Annotated in this window: 11 protein-coding genes; 6 read left to right on the top strand and 5 right to left on the bottom strand. The window is 59.4% G+C overall.

The genetic code is table 11. From position 1 onward, the window contains the following. Positions 1-48: 48 nt before the first annotated feature. On the bottom strand, positions 49-306 hold the full coding sequence (locus ACYZT5_RS30100; protein WP_007943495.1) for a hypothetical protein: 258 nt from the start codon (positions 304-306) through the stop codon (positions 49-51). A gap of 439 nt (positions 307-745) precedes the next feature. Between ACYZT5_RS30100 and ACYZT5_RS30095 the strand changes: the two genes are divergently transcribed. The 6 genes from ACYZT5_RS30095 (at position 746) to ACYZT5_RS30070 (ending at position 9,398) form a co-directional block, all read left to right on the top strand. Beyond that, positions 746-1,906 carry an efflux RND transporter periplasmic adaptor subunit gene (locus ACYZT5_RS30095; protein WP_462048569.1) on the top strand — a complete coding sequence of 387 codons (1,161 nt, stop codon included), beginning with the start codon at positions 746-748 and terminating at the stop codon, positions 1,904-1,906. Further along, positions 1,903-5,010: a multidrug efflux RND transporter permease subunit gene (locus ACYZT5_RS30090; protein ID WP_462048568.1), complete on the top strand. Its 3,108-nt coding sequence runs from the start codon at positions 1,903-1,905 to the stop codon at positions 5,008-5,010. Before ACYZT5_RS30095 ends, ACYZT5_RS30090 begins: the two co-directional genes overlap by 4 nt. Before the next feature lie 9 nt (positions 5,011-5,019). Next, positions 5,020-5,697 carry a heavy metal response regulator transcription factor gene (locus ACYZT5_RS30085; RefSeq protein ID WP_462048567.1) on the top strand — a complete coding sequence of 226 codons (678 nt, stop codon included), beginning with the start codon at positions 5,020-5,022 and terminating at the stop codon, positions 5,695-5,697. Next, complete coding sequence (locus tag ACYZT5_RS30080) at positions 5,687-7,051, top strand: heavy metal sensor histidine kinase (RefSeq protein ID WP_462048566.1); 1,365 nt, start codon at positions 5,687-5,689, stop codon at positions 7,049-7,051. The genes ACYZT5_RS30085 and ACYZT5_RS30080 overlap by 11 nt, the downstream gene beginning before the upstream one ends. 235 nt (positions 7,052-7,286) lie before the next feature. Continuing rightward, complete coding sequence (locus ACYZT5_RS30075; RefSeq protein WP_462048565.1) at positions 7,287-7,511, top strand: hypothetical protein; 225 nt, start codon at positions 7,287-7,289, stop codon at positions 7,509-7,511. A 390-nt stretch (positions 7,512-7,901) separates the two neighbouring features. Continuing rightward, a complete protein-coding gene (locus ACYZT5_RS30070; RefSeq protein ID WP_462048564.1) occupies positions 7,902-9,398 on the top strand; it encodes a GGDEF domain-containing protein in 1,497 nt (498 codons plus the stop codon). Between the two features lie 69 nt (positions 9,399-9,467). On the opposite strand, the gene lpxC is transcribed toward ACYZT5_RS30070, so the two are convergent. The 4 genes from lpxC to ACYZT5_RS30050 all read right to left on the bottom strand — a co-directional run bounded on the left by lpxC (position 9,468) and on the right by ACYZT5_RS30050 (position 13,904). Beyond that, a complete protein-coding gene (gene lpxC, locus ACYZT5_RS30065) occupies positions 9,468-10,379 on the bottom strand; it encodes a UDP-3-O-acyl-N-acetylglucosamine deacetylase (RefSeq protein WP_462048563.1) in 912 nt (303 codons plus the stop codon). Positions 10,380-10,491: 112 nt separating this feature from the next. After that, a complete protein-coding gene (gene ftsZ, locus ACYZT5_RS30060; protein ID WP_462048562.1) occupies positions 10,492-11,685 on the bottom strand; it encodes a cell division protein FtsZ in 1,194 nt (397 codons plus the stop codon). A gap of 75 nt (positions 11,686-11,760) precedes the next feature. Further along, positions 11,761-13,020, bottom strand: coding sequence for a cell division protein FtsA (ftsA, locus tag ACYZT5_RS30055; protein WP_033061341.1), 1,260 nt, complete (start codon positions 13,018-13,020; stop codon positions 11,761-11,763). A 14-nt stretch (positions 13,021-13,034) separates the two neighbouring features. Further along, positions 13,035-13,904 carry a cell division protein FtsQ/DivIB gene (locus tag ACYZT5_RS30050; protein WP_462048561.1) on the bottom strand — a complete coding sequence of 290 codons (870 nt, stop codon included), beginning with the start codon at positions 13,902-13,904 and terminating at the stop codon, positions 13,035-13,037. Positions 13,905-13,906 lie beyond the last annotated feature (2 nt).

The raw sequence follows: 13,906 nt of genomic DNA, 5'->3' as shown, positions 1-13,906 counted from the left end.
CGAGCCTGCTCGCGAAGGCGATAGATCAGGCACCGCAGAGTTTGAAGCTCAGCGCTTACCCATCGACCGGCGGGTGCCGGGAGGCGCTGCGCCCGGAGTCTTGGTATGGCCGTTCTTGGCGCCGTTCTTGTACCAAGGCTGGCTGGCGTTCTTCGCTGCGGCCAGGTCGCCCGGCTTGAACGGGAACTTGAACGCCGGGATGGCGGCTTTGGTTTCGCTGTCTGCGCTGGAGTCGACGCTGTCTGGCAGGTCTGCCTGGTCGTCGCTCAAAGCGTCGGCAACCGGCGGTTGTGTCGGGGAAGTCATGAAAGCTCCGGGTGATGCACAAAGAGTCGGGCCCGGACAGCGAGCCACGAAAGGCGGCAGTATAACTGGATGAAGCGCCGCAAGCTTCAAGCGGCAAGCAACAAGCGACAAGTAACGGGGATCTCCCGCCCAGCCGCTGAATTTGCAGACCGTTGTATCAGGTAAGCGGCTTTGAAAAGTGTCCACCATGTCTCCGAACATGTGTCCACCATGTGTCCGGTACAAACAGGCGGTTGCCAAAGTGACACGCCGTAAGGGTGAAACCCTAAGTGGCCGTTACCGCAGAAATGGATATGTACAAGGCATCAGCCCGAAACCGCAAAGCCCAAACTGACAGCGCCGTCAGTTACCCGTCACCTTCCTGACCGGCGAACAGGTTTATAAAGGAAGGTATAAACCTGAAAAAACTCCGACCACCCAGCCCCGGCGCCCCACTCGCATGCGAATTCAGAAAAAACCCGCCCTGCTCGCAGCCCTTCTGATCGTTCTGGCAGCGCTGGGCCTGTGGTACGCCACCAAACCCGTCACGACAAAACTCGCCGCCCCTACCGCCATCCCCGTGCGGGTCGTCAGCGTCACCGAAAAAGACGTCCCCCGCTACGTCAGCGGCATCGGCTCGGTGCTGTCCTTGCACAGCGTTGTGGTGCGCCCGCAGATCGACGGCATCCTCACCAAATTGCTGGTCAAGGAAGGCCAACGGGTGAACAAAGGCGACCTGCTGGCCACCATCGACGACCGCTCGATCCGCGCCAGCCTCGACCAGGCCCGGGCGCAACTCGGGGAAAGCCAGGCGCAACTGCAAGTCGCACTGGTCAACCTCAAACGCTACAAATTGCTGAGCGTCGATGACGGCGTTTCCAAGCAGACCTACGACCAGCAACAAGCCTTGGTCAATCAACTCAAAGCCACCGCCCAAGGCAACCAAGCGTCGATCGACGCCGCTCAGGTGCAGCTTTCCTACACACAGATTCGCTCTCCGGTCACCGGCCGCGTCGGTATTCGCACGGTGGATGAAGGCAACTTCCTGCGCATGACCGACGCCCAAGGGCTATTCACGGTGACCCAGATCGACCCGATCGCCGTGGAGTTCTCCCTGCCACAGCAAATGCTGCCGACCCTGCAGGGCCTGATCGGCGACCCACAACGCGCACAAGTGAAAGCCTACATCGGTGCCGACACTGACGGCGAAACCGGCAATCTGCTCGGCGAGGGTCATTTGACCCTGATCGACAACCAGATCAACGCCAACACCGGGACCATCCGCGCCAAGGCTGAATTCGACAACCCCGGGCAGAAACTCTGGCCGGGCCTGCTGGTGACGGTAAAAATTCAGACAGCCCTGGATAAAGATGCGCTGGTGGTGCCGCCCACTGTCGTACAACGCGGGCTCGATCAACATTTCGTCTACCGGGTCAACGGCGACAAGGTCGAGACCGTGCAAGTGCAGATGGTCTACCAGGGCAGCGGTCAGGACATCATCAAAGGCGTGAAGCCTGGCGACATATTGGTCAGCGACGGCCAGTCACGGCTCAAACCGGGTTCGACCGTCCAGGTACTGACCGACCCGGCGCAAGTGGTCCAATCGGAGCCGAAACCATGAAGGGCCATGGCTCGATCTCTGCCTGGTGCATCGATCATCCGGTCGCGACGATCCTGATGACCTTCGCGCTGGTGCTGCTCGGTGTCATCGCCTTCCCGAAGCTGCCGATCGCGCCGTTGCCGGAAGCCGAATTCCCCACCATCCAGGTCGCCGCGCAATTGCCCGGCGCCAGCCCGGAAACCATGGCGTCGTCGGTGGCCACGCCGCTTGAAGTGCAATTCAGCGCCATCCCGGGCGTGACCCAAATGACCTCGAGCAGCGCTCTGGGCTCGACCAACCTGACCCTGCAATTCACCCTCGACAAAAGCATCGATACCGCCGCTCAGGAAGTCCAGGCAGCCATCAACACCGCCGCCGGCAAACTGCCCAAGGACATGCCGACCCTGCCGACCTGGAGGAAGGTCAACCCGGCCGACAGCCCGGTGCTGATCCTCAGCGTCAACTCAACCCAGATGCCCGGCACCGAACTCAGCGACTTGGTGGAAACCTTGCTCGCCCGTCAGATCAGTCAGATCGACGGCGTAGGCCAAATCAACATCACCGGTCAGCAGCGTCCGGCGATTCGCGTACAGGCCTCGGCCGACAAACTCGCGGCCATCGGCCTGACCCTGGCAGACATTCGCCTGGAGATCCAGCAGACCAGCCTCAACCTGGCCAAAGGTGCGTTATACGGTGAGTCGAGCATCTCGACCCTGTCGACCAACGACCAGTTGTTCCACCCCGAGGAATACAGCCAGCTCATCGTTTCCTACAAGGACGGCGCCCCGGTTCACCTCAAGGATGTGGCCAAAGTCGTCAACGGCTCGGAAGATGCCTACGTGCAAGCTTGGGCCGGTGATAAGCCGGGGGTGAACCTGGTGATTTCCCGGCAACCGGGCGCCAACATCGTCGAAACCGTGGACCGAATTCAGGCCGCCCTGCCCGGCCTCGAAGCCATGCTGCCAGCCTCGGTGCAGGTCAAGGTGCTGGTCGACCGCACCCAGACCATCCGCGCTTCGCTGCATGAAGTGGAAATCACCCTGCTGATCGCGATCATGCTGGTGGTGGCGGTGATGGCGCTGTTCCTGCGCCAATGGTCGGCGACGATGATTGTCTCCGCCGTGCTGGGCGTGTCGCTGACCGCCAGTTTTGCCCTGATGTACATCATGGGCTTCAGCCTGAACAACCTGACGCTGGTGGCCATCGTGGTAGCCGTGGGGTTTGTGGTCGACGATGCGATTGTGGTGGTGGAGAACATTCACCGTCACCTGGAAGCCGGCGACGGCATGCGCGAGGCGGCGATCAAGGGTGCCGGCGAGATTGGTTTTACTGTGGTCTCGATCAGTTTTTCGCTGGTGGCGGCATTCATTCCGCTGCTGTTCATGGGCGGTGTGGTCGGGCGGCTGTTCAAGGAATTCGCCCTGACTGCGACTTCGACCATCATGATTTCGGTGGTGGTGTCGCTGACGTTGGCGCCGACCCTGGCCGCGCTGTTCATGCGTGCGCCCGTGCATCACGCCCACAGCAAACCCACGTTCGGCGAACGCTTGCTGGCAGGCTATGAAAAACTTCTACGCCGCGCCCTCGCCCACCAAAAGCTGATGATCGGTGTGTTCTGCCTGTCTCTGGGCCTGGCGATTGCCGGTTACATCTTTATCCCCAAGGGATTCTTCCCGGTGCAGGACACCGGTTTTGTCCTCGGCACCACCGAAGCCGCCGCCGATATTTCCTACGGCGATATGGTGAAAAAACACCTGGCGATGGCCGAAATCGTCGCTGCGGATCCAGCGGTCGCGGCGTTTTCCCACTCGGTGGGCGTCTCGGGCAGCAACCAGACCATCGCCAACGGTCGCTTCTGGATCTCCCTGAAAAAGCGCGGCGACCGCGACGTGTCAGCCAGCCAATTCATCGACCGGATTCGTCCGCAACTGATGAAGGTCCCGGGTATCGTGCTGTACCTGCGCGCCGGGCAAGACATCAACCTCAGCTCCGGCCCAAGCCGCGCCCAGTACCAATACGTACTCAAGAGCAATGACGGTGCAGTCCTCAGCACCTGGACCCAGCGCCTTACGGAAAAACTGCGCAGTAACCCGGCGTTCCGTGACATTTCCAACGACCTGCAACTGGGCGGCAGCATCACCCACATCAGCATCGACCGCAGCGCTGCCGCGCGTTTCGGCCTGACCGCCAGCGATGTCGATGAAGCACTGTACGACGCTTTCGGTCAGCGCCAGATCAACGAATTCCAGACTCAGATCAACCAGTACAACGTGATTCTGGAACTGGACACCAAGCAGCGTGGCAAGGCTGAAAGCCTCAACTATTTCTACCTGCGCTCGCCCCTGAGCGGGGAAATGGTGCCGCTGTCGGCGCTGGCGAAATTCGATGCGCCGACCGTGGGTCCGCTGTCCATCGCCCATGACGGCATGTTCCCGGCCGCCAACCTGTCGTTCAACCTGGCGCCCGGTGTGGCGTTGGGCGATGCGGTGATCATGCTCAACCAGGCCAAGGCTGAAATTGGCATGCCGGCGGCCATGAGCGGTAACTTCCAGGGAGCGGCCCAGGCGTTCCAGAGTTCGCTGGCCAGCCAACCGTGGTTGATCCTGGCGGCGCTGGTGGCGGTGTACATCATTCTCGGCGTGCTGTACGAGAGCTTCGTCCACCCGTTGACCATCATCTCGACGCTGCCCTCCGCCGGGCTCGGCGCGGTGATCATGCTGTGGATTTGCGGGCAGGACTTTTCGATCATGGCGCTGATCGGGCTGGTGTTGCTGATCGGGATCGTGAAGAAGAACGGCATCCTGATGATCGACTTCGCGCTCGAAGCCCAGCGCAAAGGTGGCTTGCCACCGGAAGAGGCGATCTACCAGGCCTGTATCACGCGGTTCCGGCCGATCATCATGACCACCCTCGCCGCCCTGCTCGGTGCGCTGCCATTGATGCTCGGCTACGGCACCGGTGCCGAACTGCGCCAACCCTTGGGGATCGCGGTCGTGGGCGGCTTGCTGGTGAGCCAGGCGCTGACGCTGTTCACCACTCCAGTCATATACTTGTGGCTTGAGCGGCTATTCCATCGGCCCAAACCAGCACCAGTACCGACGCCGGCGCTGGCGACCACAGACTGAGGCGGGGTCATGCGCGTTCTGATTATCGAAGACGAGGAAAAAACCGCGGATTATCTGCACCGCGGCCTGACGGAACAGGGTTACACCGTGGACCTGGCGCGCGACGGCGTCGAAGGCCTGCACCTGGCGCTGGAGGGCGACTACGCGGTGATCGTCCTCGACGTCATGCTGCCGGGCCTCGACGGCTTCGGTGTTTTGCGCGCCTTGCGTGCGCGCAAACAAACCCCGGTGATCATGCTCACCGCCCGCGAGCGTGTGGAAGATCGCATCAAAGGCTTGCGTGACGGTGCCGACGATTACCTTGGCAAACCGTTTTCCTTTCTCGAACTGGTGGCGCGCCTGCAAGCGCTGACCCGCCGCAGCGGCGGTCACGAACCGGTGCAGGTGAGCATCGCCGACCTGTGGATAGATTTGATCAGCCGCAAAGCGACCCGCGCCGGCGCCCGCCTGGACCTGACCGCCAAGGAGTTCTCGCTGCTGAGCGTGCTGGCCCGCCGTCAGGGTGAAATTCTTTCGAAAACCGCCATCGCCGAAATGGTCTGGGACATCAATTTCGACAGCGACGCCAACGTCGTCGAAGTCGCGATCAAGCGCTTGCGGGCCAAGCTCGACGGGCCGTTCGACGAGAAACTGCTGCACACGATTCGTGGCATGGGTTATGTGCTGGAGAGCCGCGGTGTCCAGTAATTCTATTGCGCTACGCCTGAGCGGGATGTTTACGCTAGTGGCGCTTTTGGTGTTCCTGTTGATCGGCTGGGCGCTGTATCAACAGGTCGATAAAGGTTTGGGCTTGCTGCCCGAGGCTGAGTTGGACGCGCGTTACAGTGTGCTCGAATCAACGGTCGGCCGTTATGGCACGCCCGAGCATTGGGTGAAGATCAACAACAAGCTCAAGCTGCTCGGAGAGGAAGACAAACGCATCAGTTTCTGGATTATCAGCGGCGATCCGCACTACGAATACGGCAACCTGACGCCGCAGATCCGCGCCTTTGCCGAAGGCCCGCTGGGCATGCGTGATTTGAATCTGCCGGATCAGCCTTATCCACTGAAAGTGCTGGTCAGCCAGTTCCCCGCCAAGGATCAACGTCCACCGCTGCGCTTCATGATCGGCATCGACACCGAGACGTTTTTGCAGACTCAGCACCATTTGCTGATTGCCCTGATCAGCCTTGCGATCATCGGCGTGTTGCTGGCGTCGGCCCTCGGTTATTGGGTGGCGCGGATCGGCCTCAAGCCGCTGATCAAGTTGTCCCAGGAAGCCCAGCGACTGGCCCCGCCGTTGTTGTCCGGTCGGCTGCAATTGTCACCGCTGCCGCCCGAACTGAATCAGTTCGTCAATTCGTTTAACTCGACACTGGAGCGGGTCGAACAGGCTTACTCGCGCCTTGAGTCGTTCAACGCGGACGTGGCCCATGAACTGCGCTCGCCGCTGACCAATCTGATCGGCCAGACCCAGGTGGCGCTGACTCGCGGGCGATCCGCCGAACACTATTTTGAAGTGTTGCAATCGAACCTTGAAGAGCTTGAGCGACTGCGCTCGATCATCAATGACATGCTGTTCCTCGCCAGCGCGGATCAGGGCAGCAAGGCCACCAAACTGACCTCCACCTCGCTGGCGGATGAAGTGGCGACGACCCTGGAGTATCTGGATTTCATTCTTGAAGACGCGCAGGTGCAGGTGCAGGTCAGTGGTGACGCGCAGGTGCGGATCGAGATTGCTCATCTGCGCCGGGCGTTGATCAACTTGCTGAGTAACGCGGTGCAGCACACCGAGCCTGGGCAAGTGATTCAGGTACGGATCGAGGTTGAGGAGCATCAGGTCAGCATCGGGGTTGCGAACCCTGGGTCGCCGATTGCCAGCGAGCATTTACCGCGATTGTTTGAGCGTTTTTATCGGGTGGATGCGTCGCGCAGCAACAGTGGGAACAACCATGGGCTGGGGTTGGCGATCGTCAAGGCGATTGCGTTGATGCATGGGGGGGATGTGTTTGTGCGCAGTGATCACGGCATGAACATCTTCGGCATCCACCTCCCGGTTTAACCCCACCAAATGATCGTTCCCACGCTCCGCGTGGGAATGCAGCCAGGGACGCTCCGCATCCCATCCCAAGCCGAACGCGGAGCGTCCGTTGAGACATTCCCACGCAGAGCGTGGGAACGATCAACTCTTACCCTATACGCAACAGTCCTTTCACCAATCCGCTCTTTTTCCCCTCTTCAAACCCCCTTATCTTTGCCGCACCAAACAGCACTTGCCAAGCAAGAAGGTTTTAACGATGTCCAACACTATGGGTATTGCCAGCACTTTCGTTTTGTCCTCTTTGTTTCTGTCTCCGTTCGCCATCGCTGAAGAGTCGCAGACGTTCGCCGTGCAAAATTCCGCACGAGCTGCTGCGTTCGAACAGTATCAGAGCGAACTGACGGCCAAGGCTCCGGAAGCTGCGCAAACCCCACAAGCGTCGACTACTCAACCCCGGCCACCGGTTGAGAAAGACAGCTGATTATTAATTATCCATCTGTTTCCCTCGACACTTTTCATCGGCTCTTCCCTTGACAAGTTGTCTTCAAAGCCGCTGCTATCAGCGGCTTTTTTTCGTTGTGTGTCTCGTCCTGAATAAGGTTTACACCTTCTGACTTCATATCAGGAAGGTGCAATGGATACGGTCTCTTACTCCCGGGGTGTGCTGGATCAGGACACCGATGAATACCGGGTGATCGTCGACTACCCGCTCAATGTCTTCTAAGCTTCAATTAGTAAAAGGCCAGCACGTTTTGCTGGCCTTTTTTTTATCCGGGATTTATACAGGCGCTCTGAACGAAAACGGTTTCTGGGATTCTGCCCGATTCTTGCAAAAAACTTTCATAACGCCTCATTAGCAGAAGTCAGAACCATGAGTGTGAGCAGTGCAACATCTCACCAACCGGTCCGGTCGACGCGATCGGAGCGGCTTCTGGTTCTCAGCAGTTTGCTGTTGGTGATTGCGATATTGAGCATCGTGGCGTTCCTGCTCATTCGCGAACGCGCCAATGCTGAACAGTCTGCCACTCGCGCAGCAAGCAATATCGTGCAACTGATCGACGCAGACGTGTTACGCAACGTCGAACTCTATGACCTGTCCTTGCAAGGCTTGATCGCCGCCTCACGCCGCGACGACCTCAAGACCGTTTCTCCCGTCATCCGCCATTTGGCCTTATTCGACCGCGCCACCGCCGCACCGTACAAGGGCGACATACTGTTGCTCGATGCGCGTGGAGAGGTGGTCGCCGACTCGGCGTCGGTGGAGCCACGGCAGGGTAATTTCGCGGACCGTGAATACTTCCAGTCCCACGTCAACAACCCGAACCCAGGCATGTTCATCAGTCGGCCCTTCCGGTCCAGACAGCCCGAACATGAATGGCGTATCAGTTTCAGCCGCCGGATCAGCGGTACACACGGCGAATTTCTCGGCGTAGCTGAAGCGGCCATGCGCTTGAGCTACTTCGACCAGTTGTTCAACAGTTTGAGCATTGGTCGTGACAGCTCGGTCAATCTGATCAGCAAGGACGGGATTCTTCTGGCCCAGGAACCCCGCCTGGCCGAAGAGCTGATTGGCAAGGACTTCAGCAACCGCCCCAACTTCCAGCGCATCGTCAAAGAAGGCGACGGCAGCTTCACCAGTGTTTCAAGCCATTATCAGGACAAACGCCTTTACACGTTTTCCAAGGTGGGCAACTTGCCGTTGATCGTCATCGTTGCGCTGTCCAGTGATGAAGTTTTTGCGTCGTGGAAGCGCACGGCTATGGTGGTCAGCCTTGCGACCCTTGCGCTGTGCGTCAGCCTGCTCTGGCTGACCTGGTTGCTCAGCCGGGAATTGCGCCTGCGCCACAATGCCGAGCAGGAACTGGCGCAACTGGCGGCCACCGATGCCTTGACCGGCCTGGCCAACCGCCGAACGCTGGACCAGGCCCTGCGCCATGAGTGGTTCCGCGCCCAACGCTCCGGCCTGCCGTTATCGCTGCTGATGATCGATGCCGACCACTTCAAGGCGTTCAACGATCGTCACGGGCATCAGGGTGGCGATGATGCCTTGCGCTCGGTGGCCAAGGTGATCTCCGCCAATGTGAGGCGACCAGCGGATCTGGTCGCTCGTTACGGCGGCGAGGAATTTTCGGTGATCCTCGCGGAAACCGACAGCCAGGGTGCACAACAGATTGCCGAACACATCCGAGCGACGGTGGAGCAATTGCCGTTGGTGGCAGGTGCCGAGTCGCCGATTACTGTCAGTATCGGTATCAGTACCTGGACCACATCCGCCGAGATCAGTCTGGAACAACTGCTGTTCGCAGCGGACAAGGCGTTGTATCAGGCCAAGGAAAGTGGACGTAATCGGGTGGTGGCTGCGGCTTGAGGCCTTTCCCGCAGGCATAAAAAAAGGCCACCCGAAGGTAGCCTTTAAAAAACTAGAGAGGTTTTTTACTTACACGGCCGCAACTGGACGCATGTAAGAGATCGGTGCGGTGCTGGCGTCATCGAACGTCACGACTTCCCAAGCATCTGTCTGCTCAATCAACTTGCGCAGCAGCTGGTTGTTCAATGCGTGTCCAGACTTGAAGCCCCTGAACTCACCAATCAGGCTATTGCCCAACAGGTAGAGGTCACCAATTGCATCGAGGATCTTGTGCTTCACGAATTCGTCTTCATAGCGAAGGCCGTCTTCGTTCAGTACACCATCTGCGTCGACCACAATTGCGTTTTCAACGCTGCCGCCGAGTGCGAGGTTGTGCTTGCGCAGGTACTCGATGTCACTCATGAAACCAAAGGTACGGGCGCGGCTGACTTCTTTTACGAACGAAGTGCTGGAAAAATCCACGCTTGCACTTTGTGTGCGGTTACGGAAAACCGGGTGATCGAAATCGATCTCGAAGCTCACTTTGAAGCCTTCGAAAGGGACGAAAGTGGCGCGCTTGTCGCCGTCTTCCACTGTCACTTCGCGCAGGATCCGGATGAACTTCTTCGGTGCGTCCTGTTCTTCCAGGCCGGCCGACTGAATCAGAAATACGAAGGGTCCAGCGCTACCATCCATGATCGGAACTTCGGACGCGGAGAGCTCGACGTAGGCGTTATCGATGCCCAGGCCAGCCATGGCCGAGAGCAAGTGCTCCACCGTATCCACTTTGGTGTCACCACTGACCAACGTGGTCGACATCGTGGTTTCACCGACGTTTTCCGCGCGGGCAGGAATCTGCACCACAGGGTCGAGGTCGGCACGACAAAACACAATGCCGGTGTCGATAGGTGCGGGCTTGAGGGTCAGGTATACCTTCTCCCCGGAGTGCAGGCCTACACCTGTGGCACGGATAATATTTTTCAGTGTGCGTTGTTTAATCATGGCTTGGGCCGCTTCAGCGCAAATTGCGAACTGGTATCAACAAAGGCTGGCGATAATAGCAGACCAGGCCTTTGCTGAACACCAATCACCTTCATAGCCCTGATACATTCCATCAATCAGCCTGACGACGCAGGAAAGCCGGGATGTCCAGGTAGTCCAGGTCATCTTGCGGATTCATCTTCGCGGCAGTCGCAGCACCGGCCTGAGCCTGGTTGCGCATGACGGTCGGACGGTCCAGGTCACGGTAGTTTACCGCTGGCTGTTCATGACGTGCAGGAGTTTGTTGCTGTGGCTGAGAAGCCATGGAGGTGTGAACGCTATTGTCGATGACCTTCACAGGTTTCTCGATTTTCGCGCCCAGACCGGTGGCAACCACGGTCACGTGCAGCTCGTCGCGCATGTCCGGATCGATAACGGTACCGACCTTGACCATTGCGTGTTCGGAAGCGAAGGCTTCGATGATGCTACCCACGTCGGAGTACTCACCCAGGGACAGGTCAGGACCGGCGGTGATATTCACCAGGATGCCGCGTGCACCTTGCAGGTTCACGTCTTCCAGCAGTGGGTTGCGAATGGCCGCTTCGGTGGCCTCGCGTGCACGGTTCGGACCGCTGGCGCAGCCAGTGCCCATCATCGCCATGCCCATTTCGCTCATCACGGTACGCACGTCGGCAAAGTCGACGTTAATCATGCCCGGACGCTTGATGATGTCGGAGATACCGCGAACGGCACCGGCCAGTACATCGTCAGCCTTGGCGAATGCGGACAGCAGGCTTGCGTCCTTGCCAAGGATAGTCAGCAGCTTCTCGTTGGGAATGGTGATCAACGAGTCGACGCTTTCAGACAGCAGACGGATACCTTCGTCGGCGATCTGCATGCGCTTGCGGCCTTCGAACGGGAACGGACGAGTCACCACCGCAACGGTGAGAATCCCCATTTCCTTGGCCACTTCAGCAATGATCGGCGCAGCACCGGTACCGGTACCACCGCCCATGCCAGTGGTGATGAACACCATATTGGTGCCCTGCAGGACTTCGGCAATGCGCTCACGATCTTCGAGAGCGGCCTGACGACCTACTTCAGGGTTGGCGCCAGCGCCGAGACCTTTGGTCACGCCGGTGCCCAGTTGCAGGATGGTCCGCGCGCCGATACTTTTCAGCGCCTGGGCATCAGTGTTGGCGCAGATGAATTCAACGCCTTCAATGTTGCTCTTGACCATGTGGTTGACGGCGTTGCCGCCGCCTCCGCCAACACCGATAACTTTAATAACCGGGCTTGCGGGGATGTTGTCTACGAGTTCGAACATTTTCCCTCTCCTTACATTCTCTAGTTTTTTCGCCTACTGCTTTTTGAAACGGTGCTGCGGTGCTGCGGTAAATCTTTAGAAGTTGCCTTGTACCCAGCTCTTGAAGCGATCGAGCAAGGCGACTTTCGGTTCTTCATTGCTGTAACTGTCGCGGCTGCTGATGCCCGAGAACGAAATCCCGTCGGACTGCTTCTGCAGGCCGTACATCAACAGGCCAACGCCGGTGGAATAAATCGGGTTGCGAACCACATCGTCCAGACCCTTGACGCCATGCGGCACGCCCAGGCGGACCGGCATGTGGAAGATCTCTTCGGCCAGTTCGACCGCGCCTTCCATCTTCGACGTACCGCCGGTCAGCACGATGCCGGCCGGGATCAGGTCTTCGTAGCCGCTGCGACGCAGTTCGGCCTGGATCAGCGTGAACAGCTCGTCGTAACGCGGCTCGACCACTTCGGCCAGGGCCTGGCGGGACAGCTCGCGCGGTGGACGGTCGCCGACACTTGGGACCTTGATGGTTTCACCGGCACCGGCCAGTTTGGCCAGGGCGCAGGCGTAGCGAATCTTGATTTCTTCGGCGTACTGGGTCGGGGTGCGCAACGCCATGGCGATGTCGTTGGTCACCTGATCGCCCGCGATCGGGATCACCGCGGTGTGACGGATCGCGCCTTCGGTGAAGATCGCGATGTCGGTGGTACCGCCACCGATGTCCACCAGGCACACGCCCAGCTCTTTCTCGTCGTCGGTCAGGACCGAATACGCGGAAGCCAGCTGCTCGAGAATGATGTCGTCGATTTCCAGGCCGCAGCGACGCACACATTTTTCAATGTTCTGTGCGGCGTTGACGGCGCAGGTGACCACGTGAACCTTGGCTTCCAGACGTACGCCCGACATACCCAGAGGCTCACGAACACCTTCCTGGTTATCGATCACGTAATCCTGCGGCAGGGTGTGCAGCACGCGCTGGTCAGCCGGGATTGCCACGGCCTGGGCGGCGTCGAGCACGCGTTCGAGGTCGGCGGAGCTGACTTCGCGATCACGAATCGCCACGATGCCGTGAGAGTTCAGGCTGCGGATATGATTGCCAGCCACGCCGACGAACGCCGAGTGAATGCGGCAACCAGCCATCAGCTGCGCCTCTTCGATCGCGCGCTGGATCGATTGCACGGTGGACTCGATGTTCACCACCACGCCTTTCTTCAGGCCACGGGACGGATGGGTACCGATCCCGACGATTTCCAGCGTGCCGTCGTCCGAGACCTCGCCGACCAGCGCCACCACCTTGGAGGTGCCGATATCGAGACCGACGATCATTTTGCCGCTTTGCACGTTTGCCATGGTCCTGCCTCTTCTTAATTCTTCGCGACAGCGGGTTGGGCTGTCGTGGGCGCTACAGGTTCCCGCCAGCCAACAGCGAGGCCGTTGGCGTAGCGCAGATCGATGCGCGCAATGTTCGTAATCTGTTCTTTAAGCGTCTTGTCATAGATGGCAATGAAGCGGCGCATCTTTTCCAGCAGGTTGCCGCGTCCCAGCAGCAGTTCGATTCCCGGGCCTGCGCTGCCGGCGCCGGTGGTCAGGAACCAGCTGCCTCGGTCACGCAACTCCAGGCGCGCAATCGAGAAGCCCAACGGCCTGAGCATCTGGCTCAGCACCTGGTATTGCTGCATCACTTGCTGTTGGGCCCGTTGTGGGCCGAACAGCTGTGGCAAGTGTTCGTAGTTCGCCAGCTCACGCGGGGTGAACGCCTGACCCTGGTTGTTCAACAGCGACTCATCGCCCCAACGGGCCACCGGCAGCTGTTCTTCCAGGCGGATCACCACTTGATCCGGCCACACTCGCCGCACTTCGGCGTGGGCAATCCATGGCATCGTTTCAAGCTCGGTACGCATGCTCTCAAGGTCGATAGTGAAGAAGCTCGACGCCACGTACGGGGCGATCCGCTGCTGCACCGCTTGCTGGCTGATGTAACTCAAATCGCCCTGCACATTGATCTTGGTGATCGGCCGGTCGGCGTACGGCAACAAACGCTGCGCGCCTTCGTAAGTGCCGAAACCCAGCGCGACCAACAGCACCGGCCAGAACAAAGCTTTCAGAAAGCCAAAATTGGCTTTCGGCAGGCGCGCAGACATCGGCTCTTTGGCCACCATTCGGCTGGCACCCCGCGGCACCGGCTTGCGGCCGGGTGGTGCGGAGGGCTGATGTCTCAGCTGAGCGCCTTGCATGG

Source organism: Pseudomonas sp. LB3P14 (assembly GCF_054898045.1).
This window is presented reverse-complemented; position numbering and strand designations above follow the sequence as displayed.

What these genes read in the sequence shown, in the direction of transcription:
- ACYZT5_RS30095 (WP_462048569.1), top strand. Translation starts at nt 746, where the DNA reads ATGCGAATTCAGAAAAAACCCGCCCTGCTCGCAGCCCTTCTGATCGTT.
- ACYZT5_RS30070 (WP_462048564.1), top strand. Translation starts at nt 7,902, where the DNA reads ATGAGTGTGAGCAGTGCAACATCTCACCAACCGGTCCGGTCGACGCGA.
- ftsA (WP_033061341.1), bottom strand. Translation starts at nt 13,020, where the DNA reads ATGGCAAACGTGCAAAGCGGCAAAATGATCGTCGGTCTCGATATCGGC.
- ACYZT5_RS30085 (WP_462048567.1), top strand. Translation starts at nt 5,020, where the DNA reads ATGCGCGTTCTGATTATCGAAGACGAGGAAAAAACCGCGGATTATCTG.
- ACYZT5_RS30075 (WP_462048565.1), top strand. Translation starts at nt 7,287, where the DNA reads ATGTCCAACACTATGGGTATTGCCAGCACTTTCGTTTTGTCCTCTTTG.
- ftsZ (WP_462048562.1), bottom strand. Translation starts at nt 11,685, where the DNA reads ATGTTCGAACTCGTAGACAACATCCCCGCAAGCCCGGTTATTAAAGTT.
- ACYZT5_RS30100 (WP_007943495.1), bottom strand. Translation starts at nt 306, where the DNA reads ATGACTTCCCCGACACAACCGCCGGTTGCCGACGCTTTGAGCGACGAC.
- lpxC (WP_462048563.1), bottom strand. Translation starts at nt 10,379, where the DNA reads ATGATTAAACAACGCACACTGAAAAATATTATCCGTGCCACAGGTGTA.
- ACYZT5_RS30050 (WP_462048561.1), bottom strand. Translation starts at nt 13,904, where the DNA reads ATGCAAGGCGCTCAGCTGAGACATCAGCCCTCCGCACCACCCGGCCGC.
- ACYZT5_RS30090 (WP_462048568.1), top strand. Translation starts at nt 1,903, where the DNA reads ATGAAGGGCCATGGCTCGATCTCTGCCTGGTGCATCGATCATCCGGTC.